The organism is Nocardioides panacisoli (assembly GCF_019448235.1).
Taxonomy (GTDB): Bacteria; Actinomycetota; Actinomycetes; order Propionibacteriales; family Nocardioidaceae; genus Nocardioides; species Nocardioides panacisoli_A.
Genome location: NZ_CP080409.1, coordinates 3,474,324 through 3,494,678, shown reverse-complemented (window position 1 = coordinate 3,494,678; position 20,355 = coordinate 3,474,324). Strand labels below are relative to the sequence as shown.

The following is a 20,355-nucleotide window of genomic DNA, read 5'->3' as shown; positions in this document are numbered from 1 at the left end:
GCCGGTCGCCGTCGTCGCTACTCGGCCAACCCGTGCTCGGCGAGCCACCTGGCCCGCGCGCGCTTGCCTGCGCGGGCCAGCCAGGCGTCGTACACGACCTCGGCGAGCTCGTCGCGGTCGAGCTCACCGACCCGGGAGCCGCGGAGCAGGACCGAGCAGTGGCCGTCGAAGTGGGCCGTGGTGAAGAACGGGGTCGTGGGGTCCTCGACCAACGCGTGCTTGTCCTCCTCGGTCTCGACCCAGAACACGATGACGTCGTCGTAGCGCTCCCCCGTGTCGGGGTCCACCGCATCGGGGCGGGGCGTGCGGAAGAAGACGAAGCTGCGGCGACTGACCTGGTAGATCGCGTTCTCGCTGTCGGGCCACCGGGTCGCACCGGGCATCCCGGCGGCGATCTCGTGGACGTCCTCGACGGTGGCGCGACGAGCCATGCCGAGAGCCTAGTGGCGAGGCGGCACAATCGGGCGCCATGAGCGTGTTGCAGGGAATGGTCGACAAGGGCCTGATGGCAGCGGACTGGGCCGAGGCGATGGCGCCGGTCGAGGACCGGATCGCGGCGATGGGTGAGTTCCTCCGCGCGGAGGTCGCGGCCGGGCGGTCCTACCTCCCGGGCGGCGACCACGTCTTCCGCGCGTTCCGTGCGCCGCTCGCCCAGGTGAAGGTGCTCGTCGTCGGTCAGGACCCCTACCCGACACCGGGGCACCCCATCGGCCTCTCCTTCGCCGTCGAGCGCGACGTGTGGCCACTGCCCAAGAGCCTGATCAACATCTACACCGAGTACCGCGACGACCTCGGCGTCGTGCCGCCGCGGCACGGCGACCTGCGGGCCTGGAACGACCAGGGCGTCATGCTGCTCAACCGGTCACTCACGGTGCGGCCCGGCACCCCCGCCTCCCACCGCGGCAAGGGCTGGGAGGAGGTCACCGGCCATGCGATCGACGTGCTCGTCGAGCGGGCGCGCGGCGGGGCGGCGTACGCCGCGGTGCTGTGGGGGCGCGATGCGCAGGGGTTGGCGCCGCGGCTCGACCCGATCCCCGTGCTGACCGCGCCCCACCCCTCGCCGCTGTCGGCCTACCGGGGCTTCTTCGGGTCGCGGCCCTTCTCGCGGGTCAACCAACTGCTCGCCGACCAGGGCCGGGAGCCGGTGGACTGGAGCCTGCCGGAGGGATGATCGCGGAGCCGGGAACAAAGTTGAACACTCAATCAGTTCCCTCACCATGGACACCTCCACGGCCGAGCGCATGCCCGCGCTCTACATCGGCCACGGCGCACCGCCCCTGCTCGACGACCCGCGGTGGTCCGCCCAGCTCGCGGCGTGGGCCCGCGACCTCCCCCGACCGCGCGCGATCCTGATCGTCAGCGCCCACTGGGAGTCCGCGCCGATCGCGCTCTCGGCCAGCGGCGTGGAGCTGGTCTACGACTTCGGCGGCTTCGACCCGAAGTACTACCTCGAGCGCTACGACACCCCCGACGCCTCCGACCTCGCCGCACGGGTGGCCGCCCTGATGCCCGCGACCGAGCCGGTGCACCAGCACTCCTCACGCGGCCTGGACCACGGGGCGTGGGTGCCACTGAAGCTGATGTACCCCGAGGCCGACATCCCCGTGCTGCAGATGTCGCTGCCCAACCACGACCCCGAGCGGCTGCTCGCCATCGGACGGCGGCTGCAGGCACTGCGCGACGAAGGAGTGCTCATCGTGGGGTCGGGGTTCCTCACCCACGGCCTGCCGTTCCTGCGGGACTTCCGCATCGACGCACCGCCGCCGGGCTGGTCCACCGACTTCGACGCCTGGGCCGCCGAGGCGCTGTCCCGCGGCGACGTGGACGAGCTCGCGGCGTACCGCGACCGCGCGCCGGGCATGCCCTATGCCCACCCGAGCGTGGAGCACTACAGCCCCCTGTTCGTCACCCTCGGCGCCGCGACCGACCCCGGCCGGCCGGGCACCCAAGTCATCGCCGACGAGTTCTGGATGGGCCTGTCCAAGCGGAGCCTCCAGGTCTCCTGACCGCGAGTCGGCGCCAACTCGGCTCGGAGAGGTGCCGAGTCGGCGCCAACTCGGCTGACAGCACGCTCGCGCCGGCCCGCATTCGCCGAGTTCGCGCCGACTCGGCAGCGGCGTACGCCGTCCGGCAGCGTCAGCCACCCGGGCATTCGGTCGCGCAGGGGTCGACGGGCGCGCCGTCGCCGGTCGAGGGCAGGTCGCCGCGCTCGACGGGGGTCGACGGGGCCGGCACGGGCTGGTTGCCAGCCCGGTCGCGCGCGCCGACCAGGGCCGAGCGCATGGTCGCGCGATCGATCGCCCCGGTCGGCGCACTGAGGCGCAGGTGGTGGCCGCGCGCCTCGAGGACGTACTCGTGCCGGTCGCCGCCGACGCGGTACCACCCGTCGTCGCCGTCGGGTCGGCACTCGGCGACGTCGAGCGGGGCGGTCGACGGGGTGACCAGCGGCTGCGTCCGGCAGCGTTGTCCGCCGAACCCTCCTGCCGCGACCTCGAACCAGACCGGATCGGTGGGCGGCTCAGCTGCGTAGAAGGCGCCGTAGTCGGCATCGCCGACGACGCCCGCCGAGTGCTCCACGAGGGTGAAGCCGGGGAGGTCGATCGTGTGGACGAGCGCCGGGTCCACGCCCTGGGCGAGCACGCGCTCGACCGTGGCGTCGGAGAGTGGCGCCGGACCGTCCTCGGTGCTCGCGGCGCTCGGTCGCTCACCGCACGAGGTCAGCACGAACAGGCAGAGGGCCGCGACGGCAGTGGCGGATCGGAGTCGGAGCACGACACGAACCTAGGCCCGTCGCCCCCAGCGACGCATGAGCACGCGGGCTCATGTCCTCCGCGCACGTCGCAGGCGCCGGTTGTCCTCCTGCAGCCGCGCCACCTCGGCCTCCAGTCGGAGGACCCGGCCGATCCCTGCGAGGTTGAGCCCCTCGGCGAGGAGCTCGCCGATGCGCACCAGTCGGTCGACGTCGGCGGCGCTGTAGAGGCGCGAGCCGCCGGCCGTGCGGTCGGGCTCGATCAGGCCCCGCCGCTCGTAGACCCGCAGGTTCTGCACCTGCATCGCGGCCATGTCGGCGGCGACGGAGATGGCATACACGCCCCGGTGTCGTGACGGCTCCACGGTGCCTCCCGGAGACGTTGACAGGTTTATTGCCTTCTCCGGAACATATCACCTATATTGTCTGTTACAGATTACGTAGTACCCGAGATCCACTGAGGAGGAACCATGTTGATCCGCACCACCGACCCCTTCCGCGACTTCGACCGCCTGGCCAACCAGCTCCTCGGCGGAGCGACCGGGACCACCAACCGTCCGAGCGTGATGCCGATGGACGCTTGGCGCGAGGGCGAGGACTTCGTGCTCGAGTTCGACCTCCCCGGCGTCAGCGCCGAGAGCATCGACATCGACGTCGAGCGCAACGTGCTGACGGTCCGCGCCGAGCGCGTGGCCGGCAACGGCGACTGGGAGCGACTCGCCTCCGAGCGGCCGCACGGCCAGTTCAGCCGGCAGCTCGTGCTCGGCGACAACCTCGACCTGGACCGCATCGACGCGTCGTACGACGCGGGCGTGCTGCGCCTGGTCGTGCCGGTCGCGGAGAAGGCCAAGCCGCGCAAGATCGAGGTCAGCGGGGGCGCTAAGGAACTCACCGCCTGACCCGGGCCGTCGAGTCGGCGTGAGCTCGTCGAGTTCACGCCGACTCGGCACGTTCATGAGCCGAGTTCACGCCGACTCGGCACGTTCATGAGCCGAGTTCGCGCCGACTCGGCACCCGGTCAGCGGACGCGGAGGCGTTTCATGACCTTCAACGAGGTCAGCATCTGCTTGACGTAGGCGTCGTAGTCCTGGCCGGGCTGGGGCCCGAGGACGGGCTTCTTGACCGTGGCGACGTTCTTGACGTCGGTGTACTTCAGCAGGCCCTGGTCGCCGTGACGGGCACCGACGCCGGAGTTCTTGACCCCGCCCGACGGCGTCCCCTTGGCGGCGTACGCCGCGGCGAGGCCGTCGTTGATGTTGACGTTGCCCGACTCGATCCGGTGGGCGACCGCCTCGGCGCGCTCCAGGTCGGTGCCCCAGACCGAGGCGTTGAGGCCGTAGTCGGTGTCGTTGGCGAGCACGACGGCCTCGTCGATGCTGCGGTAGGGGTAGAGCGACACGACGGGGCCGAAGGTCTCGGTGCAGCCGGCGTCCATGTCGCGGGTGACGCCCTCGAGGACGGTGGGCTCGTAGAACGCGGGCCCGATGTCGGGGCGCTCACGGCCACCGGTGACGACGGTCGCGCCCTTGGCCACGGCGTCCTCGACGTGGCCCGCGACCCGCTCGCGCTGCTCGACGCTGACCAGCGAGCCGATCTCGGGCCCGAAGTCGTAGGTCGCGCCGATCACCAGCGCCTCGGTCGCCCGCACGAAGGCGGCCTTGAGCTCCTCGTAGCGCGAGGCGGGGAGGTACATCCGCTCCATCGCCATGCAGATCTGGCCGGTGTTGCCGAAGACCGCGAACAGGGCCTGTTGTGCCCATTCGTCGGCGTCGACGTCGTCGAGCACCACCATCGGGTTCTTGCCGCCGAGCTCGAGGCAGCAGCCGATGAGGTTGCGTCCGGCGCGCTCCCCGATGACCCGTCCCGTTGCGGTGGAACCGGTGAACATCACGTAGTCGGCGTGGTCGATCAGTGTCGGTCCCACGTCGGGCCCCTCGCCGCACACGACCTGGAACAGTCCCCTGGGCAGGCCGGCCCGCTCGAGCAGCTCGATCCCGTAGAGGGGGGACAGCGCGGTCTTGTTGTCGGGCTTGACCACGACGGCGTTGCCCGCCATCAGCGCAGGGATCGCGTCGGAGAGTCCGGTGGCGAAGGGGAAGTTCCACGGCGCGATCACGCCGACGACGCCCTTGGGGACACGGACCTCCTTCGACGTGGTCACGACCGGCACCGGTCCGCCACGCGTGACCGGCTTGAGCAGCTTCGGCGCGCGCTTGAGGTAGTGACTGATCACCATCGGCGGGTCGCAGCTCTCCTCCACGGCCATGCGGCGGTTCTTCCCGCTCTCGACCTGGATCAGGTCGGCGATGGTGTGCGCGTTGTCGACCAGCAGCGCGTGTGCACGGTGGAAGACCTCCAGGCGCCGCTTGAGGGGCCACTGGGCCCACAGCCGCTGCGCCGCCCGCGCCTCGGCGTACGCCGTCTCGATGTCCTCCGGTGTCGACTGCGGCAGCTCGACGAGCACCTCGCCGGTGTAGACCTCGGTGAGCTTCCAGGTGTTGCCGGTGCTGCCCGGCACCCGGGCGACGAGCCGGGTGAGGAACTCGTCGGTGATGCTGGCGGGACGCTGCACGTCGCTCACGGTGGTGCCTCTCAGACGCGGTCGAGGATGAAGTCGGTGGCGCGCTCGCCGATCATGTAGCAGGGCGCGTTGGTGTTGCCGCCGGTGATCGAGGGCATGATCGAGGCATCGGCGACCCGTAGCCCCTCGATGCCGCGCACCGTCAGGTCGGGCCCGACCACGGCGCGCTCGTCCACGCCCATGCGGCAGCTCCCGACGCCGTGGTAGACCGACGTGGCGCGGTTCTTCAGCGCGACCCGCAGTTCGGGGCCGTTGGGGACCTCGGGGCCCGGGTGGATCTCGGCGCGGACGCCGCCACCGAAGGCGGCGCCGGCCATGATCTCCCGGATCATCTCGGTGCCCTCGGCGAGGACCTCGACGTCGTCGGGGTGGGTGAAGTACCCGTAGTCGATGAGCGGCGCGGCGGTCGGGTCCGCCGACGCCAACCGGATGGTGCCCCGGCTCTTGGGGTAGATCAGCGTGGAGAAGATCGTGACGCCGGGACGCGGGTCGGGCATGTGCCGGATCGGGGCGTCCTGGTTGGGGCTGGGATAGGTCCACGGCAGCAGGTGCAGCTGCAGGTCGGGCACGTCGGTGGCCCTGCTGGTGCGCACGAACCCGACGGACTCGAACACGGAGTTGTCCAGGAACGAGCCGCCGCGGACGACGTCCTTGACCACGCCCTTGAAGAAGGTCTTCGGGTTGCCCTGGTACTCCACGCTCGGCACGTGGAACGAGAGCGGGTGGAAGAGGTGGTCGTGCATGTTGTCGCCGACGGGCAGGTCGGCGATGGTCTCGATGCCCAGGCTCGCCAGGTGCTCGGCAGGGCCGATGCCCGAGAGCATCAGCAGCTGCGGGGAGTTGATGAAGCCGGCCGAGACGATGACCTCCCGGCCCGCGCGGACGAGGCGTCGGGTGCCCCCGCCCCGGCCGGTGTCGAGCACCTCGACACCGGTGGCGCGGTTGCCCTCGATCACGATGCGGGTGGCGTGCGCCTCGCACTGGACCTCGAGCCCGGCGGGGTCGAGGTCGTGGAGGTAGCCACGCGAGGCCGAGTAGCGGACGCCGCCGGCGGCGTTCTGCTGCATCCGGCCGATGCCCTCCTGCTCGGCGCCGTTGTAGTCCTCGAGCACCTTGACCCCGAGGGTGTCGGAGGTGGCCTGGATGAACTGGAGCGTGGCCTCCTGCGGCCGCTCGTTGAGGGTGATCTTGATGGGCCCGCCGGCGCCGCGGTAGGCGTCCTCGCCGCCCTGGTAGTCCTCGTAGCGCTTGAAGGCCTCGTTGACCTCGTCGGCGGACCACCCGGTGTTGCCCTCGGCGGCCCAGGAGTCGTAGTTGGCCCGGTTGCCGCGCACGTAGACCATGCCGTTGACCGAGCTGGACCCACCGGCGACCTTGCCGCGCGTCGCGGGCAGCTGCCGGTCGAGCATCGCGGACTGCGGCACCGAGCGGTAGCCCCAGTCGAAGTGCTTCTCCAGCGAGGGCTCGGAGTGCATCGGCCCGATCATCCCGGGCTTCTTGGTGAAGTAGGCGTGCATGCCGCGGCGGTCGGCCTTGCCGGCCTCGAGGAGGATGACCGAGTGGCCGGCCTCGGCGAGTCGGCCCGCGACCACCGCGCCGGAGCTGCCGGATCCCACGACGACGTAGTCGGCCTCGTCACTGCGCTGCTTCCTCGATGCCCACGTCGTCATGCTCGGGTCTCCCTGCTAGGCGTCACTGCCGCGATCGGTCCGGCCAACTGTAACGCGTTCTAGTGACGGCGTACAGGTGTCACCAGAACGCGAAAGCGTTTCATTCACACTGTGTGGGCTCCCGCCGTCCGGGCTTGTCACAATGGCCGGATGCAGTTCCTCTCCATCCAGTCCGCCGTCGCGTACGGCCACGTGGGCAACTCCGCCGCGGTCTTCCCGCTGCAGCGACTGGGCCACGAGGTGTGGCCGGTCCACACGGTCAACTTCTCCAACCACACCGGGTACGGCGCCTGGCGCGGTCCGGTGCTCGCCGCGGCCGACGTCCGGGAGGTCATCGCCGGCATCGCCGACCGCGACGCACTCCCCCACTGCGACGCGGTGCTCTCGGGCTACCAGGGCTCGCCGCAGATCGCCGAGGTGATCGTGGAGGCCGTGCGCCGGGTCAAGGACGCCAACCCCGCGGCGACCTACACCTGTGACCCGGTGATGGGCAATGCCCGGTCGGGCTGCTTCGTCGACCCCGCCATCCCGCCGCTGATCCGCGAGCACGTCGTGCCGGTGGCCGACATCATCACGCCCAACCAGTTCGAGCTCGGCTTCCTCACCGGCCACGACGAGCTGGAGGAGCCCGCATCGGTCGAGGCGATCCTCACCGCCGCCGACCGCGCCCGCGCGATGGGTCCCAGCACGGTGCTGGTCACCTCGGTCGACCGCAGCGACGCCGAGCCCGACACCATCGAGATGATCGTGGTGACCGCGGACGAGGCCTGGCTGGTCACCACGCCGCGCCTGCCGCTGAAGGCCAACGGCTCCGGCGACCTCACCGCGGCCCTCTTCACCGCCCACCTGCGCACCACCGACTCCCCCGCACTCGCCCTGTCGCGCACGGTGTCCTCGGTGCTGGCGGTGCTGCAGGAGACGCTCGACTCGGGCCACCGGGAGCTACGGCTCATCGCCGCACAGGACGCGATCGCCGCCCCGCCGGAGCGATTCGGGGCCACGCGACTGCGCTGACTACGATGGCGCGGTGCCGCTGGGCGGCACGCGCCGCGTTAACTCAGTTGGCAGAGTGTCGACCTTGTAAGTCGAATGTCGTCGGTTCGATTCCGACACGCGGCTCCACGACCACCACGGTCTAGGGTCGGGACTCGTGGACCTCCCCGTGATGCCGCCGGTCAAGCCGATGCTCGCCAAGGCCGTCAAGGGCGTGCCGGACCCCGCGAAGTACGACGGCCTCTCCTTCGAGCCGAAGTGGGACGGCTTCCGCTGCCTGGTGTTCAAGGACGGCGACGAGGTCGAGCTCGCGAGCCGCAACACCAAGCCGCTGACGCGCTACTTCCCCGAGCTGGTCGCCGCGATGCGCGAGCAGCTCCCCGACCGCTGCGTGCTGGACGGGGAGGTGTTCGTCGCGATCGGCCCGCGGCTGCAGTTCGAGGTGCTCCAGGAGCGCATCCACCCCGCCGAGAGCCGTATCAACAAGCTCGCCGAGGAGACCCCGGCGGGCTTCGTGGCCTTCGACGCGCTGGCGCTGGGCGAGGACTCACTGCTCGACCGGCCCTTCGCCGAGCGGCGCGCGGCGTTGGCCGACGCGCTCGCGGACCTGCCCGCCGGGGGACCCTGCCACCTCACCCGGGTCAGCACCGACCCGGAGACCGCGCAGCGGTGGTTCCACGAGTTCGAGGGGGCAGGACTGGACGGCGTGATCGCCAAGCCGCTCGGGGCGGCGTACGAACCGAACAAGCGGACGATGCTCAAGATCAAGCACGAGCGGACCGCGGACGTGGTGGTGGCGGGCATGCGCGAGCACAAGACCAGCACGCCCGAGCGGCCGCTGCTGGGCAGTCTGCTACTGGGGCTCTACGCCGACGGGCAGCTGCAGCACGTGGGCGTCGCGGCGAGCTTCACCGAGCAGCGCCGTGCGGAGCTGTGGGAGGAGATGCAGGCGCTGGCCTGCCCCATCGAGGAGCACCCGTGGGGCCAGTGGCAGGAGTTCCTCATCGCCAACCCGGGCCGGCAGCCCGGCACCGGCAGCCGCTGGAGCCAGGGCAAGGACCTCAGCTTCACGCCGCTGCGCCCCGAGCGCGTGCTGGAGGTGAAGTACGACGCGATGGAGGGCAGCCGCTTCCGCCACACCGCGCACTTCAAGCGGTGGCGGCCCGACCGCGACCCGGAGTCGTGCGGCTACGACCAGCTCGAGCAGCCGGTGCGCTACGACCTCGCCGAGGTCCTCGGCGGGGAGGCGCCTCGGGCCTAGACTGGAGCTATGAAGTACGACGTCGTCCTCCTGGTCGAACAGGCACTGGTCGCCAACGACGCGCAGCTCGTCGCGTCCCTGCACGAGGACCTCGACGACGAGGTCGTCTACCACGTGCTGATGCCGATGACCGACGCCGCGGCGTCGGTCGAGGCCTCGCTCGGCGCGCTCGGCGGCGCCGACCTGCTGGCCACCCCGGTCACGCCCTCCCCGGACGAGCTCGCCGAGCTGCGCCGGGAGTACCAGGAGGCCGCCGACCACGACCTCGCCGCGACGGTGACGGCCCTCGAGGGGGCCGGCGGGTCGGTGGCGAGCAAGGCCGTCATCACCGAGCACCCGGTCGACGCCCTGGTCGACAAGGTCCAGGAGGCCGACTGCCGGGAGGTCATCATCCTGACCCGGCCCCACCTGGTGGCGGAGTTCTTCCACGTCGACTGGTCCTCCCGAGCCCGCCGCAAGCTCGACGTACCCGTGCTGCACCTGCTCGAGCACGAGCAGGACGAGGTGCCCGACGAGGGGTGATCCGGTCAGTCGGTCGCGGCGAGCTCGACCACGATGTCGAGGTGCCCGGCATGGCGTGCGTACTCGGCGACCACGTGGAAGCAGATCCACTCCAGCGTCGGCGGCTCGTCGCCGAACCGGCCGCCGGGTGAGGCGGTCGCCGACAGCGGGTGGTCGCGCAGCACCCCGCGGGTGCGGGTGCCGACCGAGCGCAGCCGCGCCGCGAGGTCCTCGGCGGTGACCGACGGTGCGACGACCCACCGCGCCGCGGGCCGGGTCTCGTCGGAGTTATCGCCCAGCCAGGGCTCGTCGACGTTCCAGTCGCCCCACGGGTCGGGCACGTCCTCGCCGAGGAAGCCCCACACGAACCACCGCTGCTCCATGTGGAGCACGTGGCTGAGCAGCTCCAGCGGCGTCCACCCCGACGGCACCCGGCTGGTACGCCGCTGCTCGTCGGTGAGGGCGAGGACACCGACGACCATCGACTCCCGTAGCCAGTCGAGGTAGTCGGCCCAGCGCTCGGCACCCGCGGCCCGGCCCTTGGCCGGCTCGGTCGGTTCCGTCGCCCTGCGCTGGTCCTCGCTCACGGGGTGATCCAGAACCGCAGCTCACCCTCGTGGTTGAGCCCGTCGGGGACGCCGTCGTGGTGGCCGACGACGGCCATCGACGCGGCGTTGTCGGGCGCGACGGTCAGCAGCACCGGGTCGATGCCGAGGTCGCGGCACCGTGGCAGCGCCTGGCCGAGCATCGCGGTGGCATGTCCCTGGCCCTGCCAGGGCTGCACGACGTGGTAGCCGACGTGGCCGCCACCCTCGTCCTCGGTGAGCCGGTGGCGGATGACCAGCGAGCCGAGGTAGTACTCGCCCGAGGTGAACCAGAACAGCTCCGACGGCACGCCCCACCGCTCCTGCACGCCGACGCGGGTGGCGACGTACGCCGCGAAGTCGCGGCTGGCCTCGCGCAGCCAGGTGGCGTCAGCGCCCCGGTGGCGCATGTCGGCCTGCTCGCCGACCAGGTAGGAGGTCTGGACGCGCACCGTGGGCTCGGTGAGCACGGGTGGCTCGGGCAGCTCGATCACGGGCGCGGCCTCATTCGATCCGGTTGCCCTGCTCGTCCCAGTGCTCCGCGACCTTCTTGCTGGGCTGCACCCGGGGCGGCTCACCGGGCATCTTGGGGTGGTCGGGCGGGAACGGCATCTCCCCGCCGGGCAGCTCCTCGTAGAGGTCGAGCAGCGGCTGGATCGAGGACGCCTCGTCGTCGATGCCGGCCCACGGGTCGCCGTCGGCGATGCGATCGGGCACCGTGAACAGGTTGAACTCACGCGGGTCGCGTACGTCGGCCAGCTCGGCCCACGTCAGCGGTGTCGAGACGGGCGCCCCCGGCAGCGGCCGCAGCGAGTACGCCGAGGCGATGGTCCGGTCGCGGCAGTTCTGGTTGTAGTCCACGAAGATCCGCTCACCGCGCTCCTCCTTCCACCAGTCGACGGTCACCTGGCCGTCGCGGCGGGCGAGCTCGCGGCCGAAACCGATGGCGGCGTGCCGCACGTCGAGGAACTCCCACTCGGGCCGGATCCGCACGTAGACGTGGATGCCGCGGTTGCCCGAGGTCTTCACCCACGGGCGCAGGCCGAGTTCCTCGAGCAGCTCGCGGGCGACGTCGGCCACGCGGGCGGCGTCGGTGAAGTGCGTGCCGGGCTGGGGGTCGAGGTCGAGCCGCAGCTCGTCGGGCCGGTCGACGTCACCGCGACGCACCGGCCAGGGGTGGAAGGTCAGCGTCCCCATGTGGGCGCACCACACGGGCACCGCGATCTCGGTCGGGCAGATCTCCTCGGCCCTGCGCCCCGAGGGGAAGGTGACCTGCACCTGCTTCAGGTAGTCCGGAGCGCCCTTGGGCACCCGCTTCTGGTAGAACGCGTCGGCCTTCGAGTCCTGCGGCCCCGTGGCGAGCCGGAACCCCTCGCGCACGCCGGAGGGCCACCGCTCGAGGGCGGTGGGCCGGTCCCGCAGGGCGCGCATCAGCCCGTCGTCGACGGCGGCGACGTACTCGGCCACCATCAGCTTGGTGACCTCGGGCGTGGCGTCGGTCGCCTCGTAGATCACGCGGTCCGGGCTGGAGACCCGGACCTCACGCTCCCCCGCTGTCACGTACGCCGGCGCACTCGTGGCCATGCGTCGACACTAGGGCATGGCCTCAGCCGTCGGCGGGCTCCAGCGTCATGCTGATGGAGTTGATGCAGTAGCGGTCACCGGTCGGGGTGCCGTAGCCGTCGGGGAAGACGTGGCCGAGGTGGGAGCCGCAGTTGGCGCAGCGGACCTCGGTGCGCTGCATGCCGGCCGAGTTGTCCTCGAGGTACTCCACTGTGTCGCTGATGGGCTGGTAGAAGCTGGGCCAGCCGCAGCCGGAGTGGAACTTGGTGTCGGACTCGAACAGCTTGGCCTGACAGGCCTTGCAGCGGTAGACACCGGTGGTCTCGGTGTCGGTGTACTCGCCGGTGAAGGCACGTTCGGTGCCCGCCTGCCGGAGCACGGCGTACTCCTCGGCACTGAGCTGCGAGCGCCACTCCTCGTCGGTCTTCTCGACGTCGTAAGCCATGCCCCCACGATACCGGGGCGCTGTCAGCCCAGGGGCGGACCCGAGCCCGGGCTCGCATCGGAGGGCACCAGCAGGGAGACGACGCGGACCGCACCCTCGCCGTACTCCGCGTCGGCCCACTCCTGCAGGCTCCCGTCGTCGTGGACGACCGTGACCGTCACCGGCGCGCGATTGCCTTCCACCGTCTGCATCCCGGGCAGGTCGCCGAGACGCTGCCGGATCTCCCGCAGCTCGTCGTCGGTCAGCGAGGGACACGGCTCGCTCCCGCACTCGGGGTCCTCCCCGGGTCCGGGGGCCATGGGGTCGTACAACGCGGCCGGCACCGCATCGGTCACCGTGACGGACTCGCCGTCGAAGGTGCCGGTGACCGCGAAGGAGCCCCAGCGCACGCCACGCGACTGCTGGTGGACGGTGTGCTCGGACCAGTCCCAGTCGACGATCGCCGGGCCGCCACAGCGCGGCGGGTGCGAGGCCGCCACTGCGCCGAGACACAGCTCCGGGCCCTCACCCTCGTCGATCACCGTGGCCAGGCCCCTGGTGCGGACCGGCCCGTCGGCCGCGGGGATGCCGGAGGGCATCACGTTCGCCGGCTCCGCCGGATCGACACCGGACCGACCGGATCCACCCGACCCGCAGGCCGTCGTACCGAGCAACAGGGCGATGAGGACGAATCGCATGCTCCTGCGACGTGCGAGTTCATCGGACGGTTCCGTCGGCACTCTGGCGACGCCTCGAGTTCTCGGGCACGCCACGTTCCCGGACGCCTCAGGATGCGGCGACGTACGGCGCAGTGGGCTGGTGGCGCACCGGTTGGCCGTTGTCGGGACCCACGACGTCGCGGACCTTCTCGGCCGGCGGGGCCTTGATCGCCACGGGCTCGCCCCAGCCGTGGTAGTCGATCTCGAGGAGCTGCTGACTCTCCACCTCGGCAGTCATCTTGTGCATCAGGTCGGAGCGGTCGAGCCAGTACCAGTAGGTCAGGTCGGGGACCTCATCGACGCGGAGCCCGGAGCGATCCGCGATCACCTCGCGGGCGACCTCAACCCGGTAGCGGTGCAGCACGCGCCCGTTGGTGTGCTCCCAACCGAGGTGGTCGACCTGCTCGGCTCCGTCTTCCAGGACGGAGGTCATGGCCGTGGGGGTGAGGCCACCCACGGAGCCGAGGACCTGGTCGAAGACGTGCGGCGAGTAGCGCGACCACGCGGTCTCCCGGAAGTCGCGGCTGTAGAGCGTCCGATCGACCACGATCATCTCGAACGGCTCCTCGCCGCTGATCGACATGCGTATCGCCCCGGTCTCTGCGTCGCCGAACCGGTATGCCCCGTGCATGGTGTCACCGGCAAGGTGGCCCGAGACGCGGACCGAGCCCTCCGGCGCCATCGCATCGGCCAACGCGGAGGCGAACGAATCGGCGTCGAGCGTCTCGTACGTCGAATTGGCAGCACGCTGCGATGACACGGCACCGCATCCGGACAGTGCCAATACGGCGATGAGCAGGGGCAGGGTCAGCCGGGTCCGGTGGAGCACGGGCGCCACCGTACGCGTCAACGCCGTTGTCTGCTCAGGGAAGGCGGGAGACGAGCTCGGCGACCTCGAGGCGGGTGCCGGTGTAGAAGGGCACCTCCTCGCGGACGTGGCGGCGGGTCTCCGAGCCACGCAGGTGGCGCATCAGGTCCACGATCCGGGTGAGGTCGTCGCACTCGAAGGCCAGCATCCACTCGTAGTCGCCGAGCGCGAAGCTGGGCACGGTGTTGGCCCGCACGTCGGGGTAGTCGCGCGCCATCTGGCCGTGCTCGGCGAGCAGCCGCCGGCGCTCGCCGTCCTCGAGGAGGTACCACTCGTAGGAGCGCACGAACGGGTAGACGGCGACGTACTTCTTCGCCTGCTCGTCGGCCAGGAACGCCGGCAGGTGGCTGCGGTTGAACTCCGCCGGGCGGTGCAACGCCATCTGCGACCACACCGGCGCGAGGCGGGCGCCGAACACCGTCTGTCGGAAGCGGTGGTACGCCGCCTGCAGGGCGTCCGAGGTCTCTGCGTGCCACCAGATCATCACGTCGGCGTCGGCGCGGAGGCCGGCGACGTCGTACACGCCACGGACGACGACGTCCTCCTGGGCCAGGGCGGCGAAGAGCTTCTCGACCTCCTTGGCCTCCTTCTTGCGGTTGCCCGGGCTGCGGATCGCGTGGACGGCCTCGCCGAGCGGCACCTCGAGCCGGAACACCGACCACATCGTGAAGCGCTGCGTCGCGTTGAGCTCGTTGATCTTCGCGGCGTTGGACTTGATGTCGGCCTGGGGGTCGCTCATGCGCCCATTGTGCCGAGGGCGCCGAGCTCGCCGACGGCCCGGTGCGCCGAGCCGATGCAGGCCGGGACGCCGACGCCGTCGTACGCCGCTCCGCACACCGCGAGCCCCGGCACGGCCGCGACGGCCTCCCGGATGCGCGCGACACGGTCCAGGTGGCCGACGGCGTACTGCGGCAGACCGCCACCCCAGCGCTGGACCACCGCGTCGACCGGCACCGCGTCGAGACCGGTCGCCGCACGCAGGTCGGCCAGCGAGGCGGCGACGAGGTCCGCGTCGGGCACCTGCAGGGACTGCTCCTCACCGATGCGGCCCAGCGAGGTGCGGAGCACGACGAGGTCCCCTGCGGCCTCCCGCACCCAGTCCCACTTGGCGAAGGAGTAGGTCGCGGCCTTGATGCGGCGGCCGTCGACCGCGGGCACGAGGAAGCCGGACGCCGTGGGGTCCAGTGCGGCGGCGTCGGCGGTGCGGAAGGCGAGCGTGACCAGGGCGCTGGAGGCGTGGTCGATGCCGCCGAGCTCGCCCGCCGCTGCCGGGGCCACCTCGCCGAGCAGCCGGGCGGCCGCTACGGCCGGGGTCGCCACGACCACGGCGTCGGCGCGCTCGCCGCCCACGTCGAAGCCGGTCGTCGTACGCCGCAGCTCCCGCACCGTCGCGCCGGTGCGGACCTCCCCGCCCCCGGCGGTCACCGCGGCCGCGAGGACCTCGGCGAGGCGCCACATCCCCCCGGGGAGGCCGGCGAAGACCGGCGCACCGGGAGCGGGCGCGGGGCCGTGCTCGACGATCGAGCCGCGCGCTGCCAGGTCGGCGAGTGCGGGGATCGCGGCGCGGACGGAGATGGCGCGGGCGCGGCCGGCGTACACGCCGCCCAGGAGGGGTTCGACGAGTCGGTCGGTGACTTCCTCGCCGAAGCGTCGGTCGACCAGTTCGCCGACCGAGACGTCGCCGTCGACGTCGGTGGCGGGCAGCGTGGGTTCCTCGCGGGCGCGGGCGAGGCCGGCCTCGGACAGCACGCCGCTGTCGGCGAGCTGGGCCAGGTCGAGCGGCGCCCCCATCAGCGACCGGGGCAGCGGCCGCAGTGCGTCGCGGGTCCACAGCCGTGAGGTCGCGTCCGTGGGGTGCACCACCGTGAGGCCCAGGGACTGCGCGAGGTCGACGCCCTCGGGGCGGCGGTTGAGCATCGCCTCGGCGCCGACGTCGACGGTGACGCCGGCGACCTCGGCGCGGCGCAGCTTGCCGCCGACGCGGTCGGTGGCCTCGAGCAGCAGCACCTCGGCTCCGGCGGCCACGAGGTCGTGCGCGGCGGTGAGGCCGGCGATGCCGCCCCCGACCACGATGACCCGCTGTCCACGCACCGTCCCAGCGTAGGGGTGCCGCACCTGGGGGAACCGATCGACGTCCTGCCGCGTCCCACCGGCATGCAGACCCACCACCGTCCCCGTCACCTCCTCCTCGTCACCCTCGCGGCCGGCGTACTCCTCACCGCCGGGTGCGGCGGCGCGGACTCGGCCGATCAAGCGGCCGCGCCCGCGGTCGAACGCGCCGAGGCTCCCGCCGAGGACGGCGACGCCCGTGCGCTGCAGGACGGCGCCGTCGAGGACGCGGCCGGCAGCGCCGACCAGTCCGCGGCCAGCGGCAAGGCCGCCGAGCCCAGCGACCCGCAGCAGCGGTCGGTCATCGCGACGGGCACGGTCTCACTCGAGAGCGACGACGTCGCGGCGGCGCGGTTCGAGGTGCAGAAGGTGCTCGACACCCACGGCGGCACCGTCAGCCAGGAGGAGACCACCACCGGCGAGGACGGCGCCCTGGCGACCGCGCGGATGGTGCTGCGGATCCCCAGCGAGGAGTTCGCCGACGCGACGGCCGCGCTGGAGGAGGTGGCGACCCTGACGTCGTCGACCTACGGCGAGGAGGACGTCACCACCCAGGTGATCGACGTCGCCGCCCGCATCCGAGCGCAGGACAAGAGCGTCCGGCGCATCGAGGCCCTGCTGGCCGAGGCCGAGGACCTGCGCACCGTGATGTCGATCGAGCAGGAGCTCTCCCGCCGCCAGGGCGAGCTGGACTCGCTGAAGTCCCAGCAGGAGTGGCTGGCCGACCAGACCGACCTGGCGACCCTCACCGTCCACCTGGAGCGCAGCGAGGAGCCGGAGGAGGACGAGACCGAGCGAGCCGGCTTCCTCGGCGGGCTGACCAACGGCTGGGACAGCTTCGTCGCCGCGGCGAGTGGTACGGCGGCCGTGCTGGGCTTCCTGCTGCCCTGGCTGGCGCTGGGCGCCCTGCTCGCCGGCGCCGGCTGGTGGGTCCGTGGCCGGCGCCGGCCGGCGGCGGTGACCGCGGATGCGGCCGACTGAGTCGGCTGGGTCAAGGCGTGGCCATGGCCTGCTCGGCCTCGGCGAGGGCCGTCTGCACGTCGGTCGGGGCCAGCGGTCCCTCAGCCGCCCGCTCCCACAGGGTGCCGATGGTCTGGCCGAGGACCGCCTCCATGCGGCCCTCGTCCGGATGGGCCGGCATCGGCGCCGACGCGTCGCGGTAGACCGAGAGGAAGGTCTGCAGCCGCTCGTCCTCGAAGGCGGGGTCGCCGTCGAGCTCTGGCACCACCGGCAGGGTGCCGAACGCCTGGTTGAGCTCGCGCTGGGTGTCGGTGGTGGTGAGGTGCTCCACCAGCTGCAGCGCCTCGTCGCGCTGGTCGGTCTGCGACCACAGCGCCAGGTTGGTGCCGCCGACGATGCTGCGCACCGGGCGGTCCTCCTCGTTGGCGGGGACGCTGGTCGGGAGCGGCGCGACGCCGTAGTCGTCGTACTCGAGGTCGGCGAGGTTGCTGCGCATGCCGGAGGTGGCGATGATCATCGCCACCTCGCCGTCGACCAGCGACGCCGCGAGGTCGCGGACCCGGTCGGCGCCGGCGAGCTCGGGGTCGAGGATCCCGTCACTGCCCATCCACGCCACCATCGAGCCGACCGCACGGCGCACCGGATCGGTGTCGAAGCTCGGCGCGCCCTTCTTGTCGAAGAGGGCGCCACCGTTCTGGGCGCTGAGCAGGAACGCGAGGTGGGCGTTGGAGGTCCACTCGGCGCCGGCGAGCGCGACGCCCCAGCGCTGCCGGTCGGTCAGCTGCCGCGCGACGCCGACGAACTCCTCCCACGTGGTGGGCGGACCGGCGACGCCGGCCTCCTCGAACGCCTCACGGTCGTAGTAGAGCCCGTAGGACTGGCCCAGGTAGGGCACCGAGGTGGGCGGGCCGCCCTCGGGGCCGCTGGCGTCCAGCGCGGTGGGACGGAACCGCTCGGGCCCGCCGATGGCCGACAGCGCCTCGTCGTCCCAGGGCATCAACGCCCCGGCGGCCGAGAGGGGGACCGACCAGGTGTTGCCGATCGTGAGCACGTCCGGGCCCTCGCCGGAGGACAGCGCCACCTCGATGCGGGGATAGAGGTCGAGCCAGTCGATGACCTCCACCTCGACCTCGACGCCGGTCGCCTCGGTGAACTCGCTCAGCGTGCGGTCGAGGATGCGCTCGTCGTCGACCGGGTGCGGCGCCATCGTCACCGACCAGAAGGTCAGCGGGTCCGGTGCCTCCTCGTCGCTGCTGCAGGCCGCGAGGCCCGCGGCCAGCACGAGGGCCACCAACGCCGCGCCGAGCCGGGCAGCTGGGGAGGTTCGGGTCACGCGCCGAAGTGTCCCACGTCGCCCACCGCGGTGATCGATGGAGGATCATGGGGCCATGTCTCCCGAGACCACCCGCCTGGCCGTGCTCATCGACGCCGACAACACCTCCGCCAAGCACGTGAGTGCCCTGCTCGACGAGCTGGCGGCGTACGGCGTCACCACCGTCAAGCGCGCGTACGGCGACTGGACGACCCCGCAGCTGGGCGGCTGGAAGCCGGAGCTGAGCAACCACGCCATCGAGCCGATCCAGCAGTTCTCCTACACGACGGGCAAGAACGCGACCGACTCCGCGCTCATCATCGACGCGATGGACCTGCTCTACTCCGACAACCTCGACGCCTTCGCGCTGGTCTCCAGCGACAGCGACTTCACCGGGCTCGCGATCCGGCTGCGCCGCTCCGGCAAGACCGTCTACGGGCTGGGGCTGCGCAAGACGCCGCAGTCGCTGGTGGCGGCGTGCGACAAGTTCATCTACCTCGAGGTGCTCGGTGAGGGCGAGGAGGAGGGCTCCTCCGACGAGGCGCCGGCACTGCCGGACCTGCGGCGGCTGCTCACCCGCGCCGTCAACAGCCGCGCGGGCGACGACCACTGGGCGCACCTGGGGTCGGTCGGGCAGTACCTCAACTCGGCGAGCGCCAACTTCGACTCGCGCAATTACGGCTACCCCAAGCTGATCTCGCTGGTGCAGGACCAGGACTTCCTCGACGTGGAGCACGAGGACGGCAAGCCCGCGCGGGTCCGGCTGCGCTCCCAGCGCCCCGCGAAGAAGGCCAGCAAGAAGGCCGCGGCCAAGGGCGCCGCCAAGGCGACGAAGAAGGCGACGAAGTCCGCCGCGAAGGACGGCGCCCGGTCCCGCCAGTAGGTCGAGTCGGCGCCAACTCGGCTCACGACCGCGCCGAGTCGGCGTGAACTCGGCCCCCTCCGGCCGCGCGCCGCACATCGGGCGCCGAGTTCACGCCGACTCGGCACCGATCGGAGCTCAGTCCCAGCGGTAGGACTGGACGAACTCGGTCAGCCGCGCCAGCTGGTCGGGGTCGGTGGCGGGGATGACCCCGTGGCCGAGGTTGAACACGTGGCCGCGAGCCTCGCGGCCGGCCTCGAGGATCTCGGCGGCCCGCTGCGTCATCACCTCGGTCGGCGCGAAGACCAGCGTCGGGTCCAGGTTGCCCTGCACCGCGCGGTCGCCGACGGACGCGATCGCGCGGGAGAGCGGCGTACGCCAGTCGACGCCGACCACGTCGGCACCGGCCTCACCCATCAGGTCCAGCAGGTTGGCGGTGCCCACGCCGAAGTGGATGCGGGGTACGCCGAGGTGCCCCACCTCCGCGAGCACCCGCGCCGAGTGCGGCATCACGTGCGTGGCGTAGTCGGCGGGCGTGAGCGCGCCGGCCCAGGAGTCGAAGAGCTGGACGGCGCTGGCGCCGGCGGCCACCTGCACCTGCAGGAACGCCGAGGCGATGCCGGCGATCTTGCGCATCAGCGCGTCCCAGACGTCGGGGGCGCCGAACATCATCGCCTTGGTGCGTGCGTGGTCCTTCGACGGACCGCCCTCGACCAGGTAGGAGGCGACGGTGAACGGGGCGCCGGCGAAGCCGATCAGCGGGGTGCCGCCCAGCTCGGCGGTCAGCGACCGCACCGCCTCGGTGATGAAGGGGACGTGGTCGGCGGTGAGGTCCGGGATCGCCGCCACGTCGGCCAGCGTCCGCACCGGCTCGGCGACGACCGGGCCCACGCCCGGCTTGATGTCGAGGTCGACACCGACCGCCTTCAGCGGGAGGACGATGTCGGAGAAGAAGATCGCGGCGTCGACGCCGTAGCGACGCACCGGCTGCAGGGTGATCTCGGTGATCAGTTCCGCGTCCTGGCAGGCGTCGAGCATCGCGACGCCCTCCCGCAGCCGGAGGTACTCCGGCAGCGACCGGCCGGCCTGGCGCATGAACCAGACCGGGGTGTGGGACACGGCCTCGCCGCGGGCCGCCTTGACGAAGACGCTCTGACGGGGGTCGCTCACGCCCCGCATCGTCGCAGGTCAGCGGCGTG

At 71.9% G+C, this 20,355-nt stretch carries 23 protein-coding genes and 1 tRNA gene; 9 read left to right on the top strand and 15 right to left on the bottom strand.

The window, feature by feature from the left end:
- Positions 1–17: 17 nt before the first annotated feature.
- Positions 18–431 (bottom strand): hypothetical protein, encoded by a 414-nt coding sequence (locus KUV85_RS17085; RefSeq protein WP_219961087.1) that lies wholly within the window; start codon positions 429–431, stop codon positions 18–20.
- A gap of 38 nt (positions 432–469) precedes the next feature.
- Between KUV85_RS17085 and KUV85_RS17080 the strand changes: the two genes are divergently transcribed.
- Together KUV85_RS17080 and KUV85_RS17075 are read left to right on the top strand one after the other, a co-directional pair.
- Positions 470–1,171 carry a uracil-DNA glycosylase gene (locus tag KUV85_RS17080; protein WP_237690167.1) on the top strand — a complete coding sequence of 234 codons (702 nt, stop codon included), beginning with the start codon at positions 470–472 and terminating at the stop codon, positions 1,169–1,171.
- Between the two features lie 46 nt (positions 1,172–1,217).
- Positions 1,218–2,006, top strand: coding sequence for a dioxygenase family protein (locus KUV85_RS17075; RefSeq protein WP_219961086.1), 789 nt, complete (start codon positions 1,218–1,220; stop codon positions 2,004–2,006).
- Positions 2,007–2,136: 130 nt separating this feature from the next.
- Here KUV85_RS17075 and KUV85_RS17070 read toward each other — a convergent pair whose 3' ends face one another.
- Entirely contained in the window at positions 2,137–2,772 is a 636-nt protein-coding gene (locus KUV85_RS17070) for a hypothetical protein (RefSeq protein ID WP_219961085.1), read from the bottom strand.
- 48 nt (positions 2,773–2,820) lie between these two features.
- Positions 2,821–3,090, bottom strand: a complete 270-nt coding sequence (locus tag KUV85_RS17065) for a MerR family transcriptional regulator (protein ID WP_219961084.1) — start codon at positions 3,088–3,090, stop codon at positions 2,821–2,823.
- 129 nt (positions 3,091–3,219) lie between these two features.
- Between KUV85_RS17065 and KUV85_RS17060 the strand changes: the two genes are divergently transcribed.
- The gene (locus KUV85_RS17060) at positions 3,220–3,648 is read left to right on the top strand and encodes an Hsp20/alpha crystallin family protein (protein ID WP_219961083.1); all 429 of its coding nucleotides are present in this window, start codon (positions 3,220–3,222) and stop codon (positions 3,646–3,648) included.
- A 119-nt stretch (positions 3,649–3,767) separates the two neighbouring features.
- Here KUV85_RS17060 and KUV85_RS17055 read toward each other — a convergent pair whose 3' ends face one another.
- Positions 3,768–5,330: a succinic semialdehyde dehydrogenase gene (locus KUV85_RS17055; RefSeq protein WP_219961082.1), complete on the bottom strand. Its 1,563-nt coding sequence runs from the start codon at positions 5,328–5,330 to the stop codon at positions 3,768–3,770.
- A gap of 11 nt (positions 5,331–5,341) precedes the next feature.
- Positions 5,342–7,000, bottom strand: coding sequence for a GMC family oxidoreductase (locus KUV85_RS17050; RefSeq protein WP_219961081.1), 1,659 nt, complete (start codon positions 6,998–7,000; stop codon positions 5,342–5,344).
- A gap of 150 nt (positions 7,001–7,150) precedes the next feature.
- Here KUV85_RS17050 and pdxY point away from each other — a divergent pair, with 150 nt between their 5' ends.
- The 4 genes from pdxY to KUV85_RS17030 all read left to right on the top strand — a co-directional run bounded on the left by pdxY (position 7,151) and on the right by KUV85_RS17030 (position 9,776).
- Positions 7,151–8,014 (top strand): pyridoxal kinase PdxY, encoded by an 864-nt coding sequence (gene pdxY / locus KUV85_RS17045; RefSeq protein WP_219961080.1) that lies wholly within the window; start codon positions 7,151–7,153, stop codon positions 8,012–8,014.
- A 32-nt stretch (positions 8,015–8,046) separates the two neighbouring features.
- Positions 8,047–8,122 (top strand) — tRNA-Thr (locus KUV85_RS17040).
- A gap of 28 nt (positions 8,123–8,150) precedes the next feature.
- Complete coding sequence (locus tag KUV85_RS17035) at positions 8,151–9,254, top strand: ATP-dependent DNA ligase (RefSeq protein WP_219961079.1); 1,104 nt, start codon at positions 8,151–8,153, stop codon at positions 9,252–9,254.
- A 9-nt stretch (positions 9,255–9,263) separates the two neighbouring features.
- Positions 9,264–9,776 (top strand): hypothetical protein, encoded by a 513-nt coding sequence (locus tag KUV85_RS17030; RefSeq protein WP_219961078.1) that lies wholly within the window; start codon positions 9,264–9,266, stop codon positions 9,774–9,776.
- 5 nt (positions 9,777–9,781) lie between these two features.
- On the opposite strand, the gene KUV85_RS17025 is transcribed toward KUV85_RS17030, so the two are convergent.
- The 8 genes from KUV85_RS17025 to KUV85_RS16990 form a co-directional block, all read right to left on the bottom strand.
- A complete protein-coding gene (locus tag KUV85_RS17025; RefSeq protein ID WP_219961077.1) occupies positions 9,782–10,342 on the bottom strand; it encodes a DUF664 domain-containing protein in 561 nt (186 codons plus the stop codon).
- Positions 10,339–10,833 carry a GNAT family N-acetyltransferase gene (locus KUV85_RS17020; protein WP_219961076.1) on the bottom strand — a complete coding sequence of 165 codons (495 nt, stop codon included), beginning with the start codon at positions 10,831–10,833 and terminating at the stop codon, positions 10,339–10,341. Before KUV85_RS17020 ends, KUV85_RS17025 begins: the two co-directional genes overlap by 4 nt.
- Positions 10,834–10,843: 10 nt before the next feature.
- A complete protein-coding gene (locus tag KUV85_RS17015) occupies positions 10,844–11,923 on the bottom strand; it encodes a DNA polymerase domain-containing protein (protein ID WP_219961075.1) in 1,080 nt (359 codons plus the stop codon).
- Between the two features lie 22 nt (positions 11,924–11,945).
- Positions 11,946–12,347, bottom strand: a complete 402-nt coding sequence (gene msrB, locus KUV85_RS17010; protein WP_219961074.1) for a peptide-methionine (R)-S-oxide reductase MsrB — start codon at positions 12,345–12,347, stop codon at positions 11,946–11,948.
- Between the two features lie 23 nt (positions 12,348–12,370).
- On the bottom strand, positions 12,371–13,024 hold the full coding sequence (locus KUV85_RS17005; RefSeq protein WP_219961073.1) for a hypothetical protein: 654 nt from the start codon (positions 13,022–13,024) through the stop codon (positions 12,371–12,373).
- Between the two features lie 88 nt (positions 13,025–13,112).
- On the bottom strand, positions 13,113–13,874 hold the full coding sequence (locus KUV85_RS17000; RefSeq protein WP_219961072.1) for a hypothetical protein: 762 nt from the start codon (positions 13,872–13,874) through the stop codon (positions 13,113–13,115).
- A 34-nt stretch (positions 13,875–13,908) separates the two neighbouring features.
- A complete protein-coding gene (gene hemQ / locus KUV85_RS16995; RefSeq protein WP_219961071.1) occupies positions 13,909–14,652 on the bottom strand; it encodes a hydrogen peroxide-dependent heme synthase in 744 nt (247 codons plus the stop codon).
- Positions 14,649–16,004 (bottom strand): protoporphyrinogen/coproporphyrinogen oxidase, encoded by a 1,356-nt coding sequence (locus tag KUV85_RS16990; RefSeq protein WP_219961070.1) that lies wholly within the window; start codon positions 16,002–16,004, stop codon positions 14,649–14,651. Before KUV85_RS16990 ends, hemQ begins: the two co-directional genes overlap by 4 nt.
- Positions 16,005–16,019: 15 nt before the next feature.
- On the opposite strand from KUV85_RS16990, the gene KUV85_RS16985 reads away from it, so the two are divergent.
- Positions 16,020–17,003: a DUF4349 domain-containing protein gene (locus KUV85_RS16985; RefSeq protein WP_219961069.1), complete on the top strand. Its 984-nt coding sequence runs from the start codon at positions 16,020–16,022 to the stop codon at positions 17,001–17,003.
- A gap of 10 nt (positions 17,004–17,013) precedes the next feature.
- Here the strand turns inward: KUV85_RS16985 and KUV85_RS16980 are convergent, their stop codons facing one another.
- Positions 17,014–18,315: an ABC transporter substrate-binding protein gene (locus KUV85_RS16980; RefSeq protein ID WP_219961068.1), complete on the bottom strand. Its 1,302-nt coding sequence runs from the start codon at positions 18,313–18,315 to the stop codon at positions 17,014–17,016.
- Positions 18,316–18,370: 55 nt separating this feature from the next.
- Here KUV85_RS16980 and KUV85_RS16975 point away from each other — a divergent pair, with 55 nt between their 5' ends.
- Positions 18,371–19,177: an NYN domain-containing protein gene (locus tag KUV85_RS16975; RefSeq protein WP_219961067.1), complete on the top strand. Its 807-nt coding sequence runs from the start codon at positions 18,371–18,373 to the stop codon at positions 19,175–19,177.
- A 117-nt stretch (positions 19,178–19,294) separates the two neighbouring features.
- On the opposite strand, the gene hemE is transcribed toward KUV85_RS16975, so the two are convergent.
- Entirely contained in the window at positions 19,295–20,335 is a 1,041-nt protein-coding gene (gene hemE, locus KUV85_RS16970; protein WP_425299372.1) for a uroporphyrinogen decarboxylase, read from the bottom strand.
- Positions 20,336–20,355: the final 20 nt, after the last annotated feature.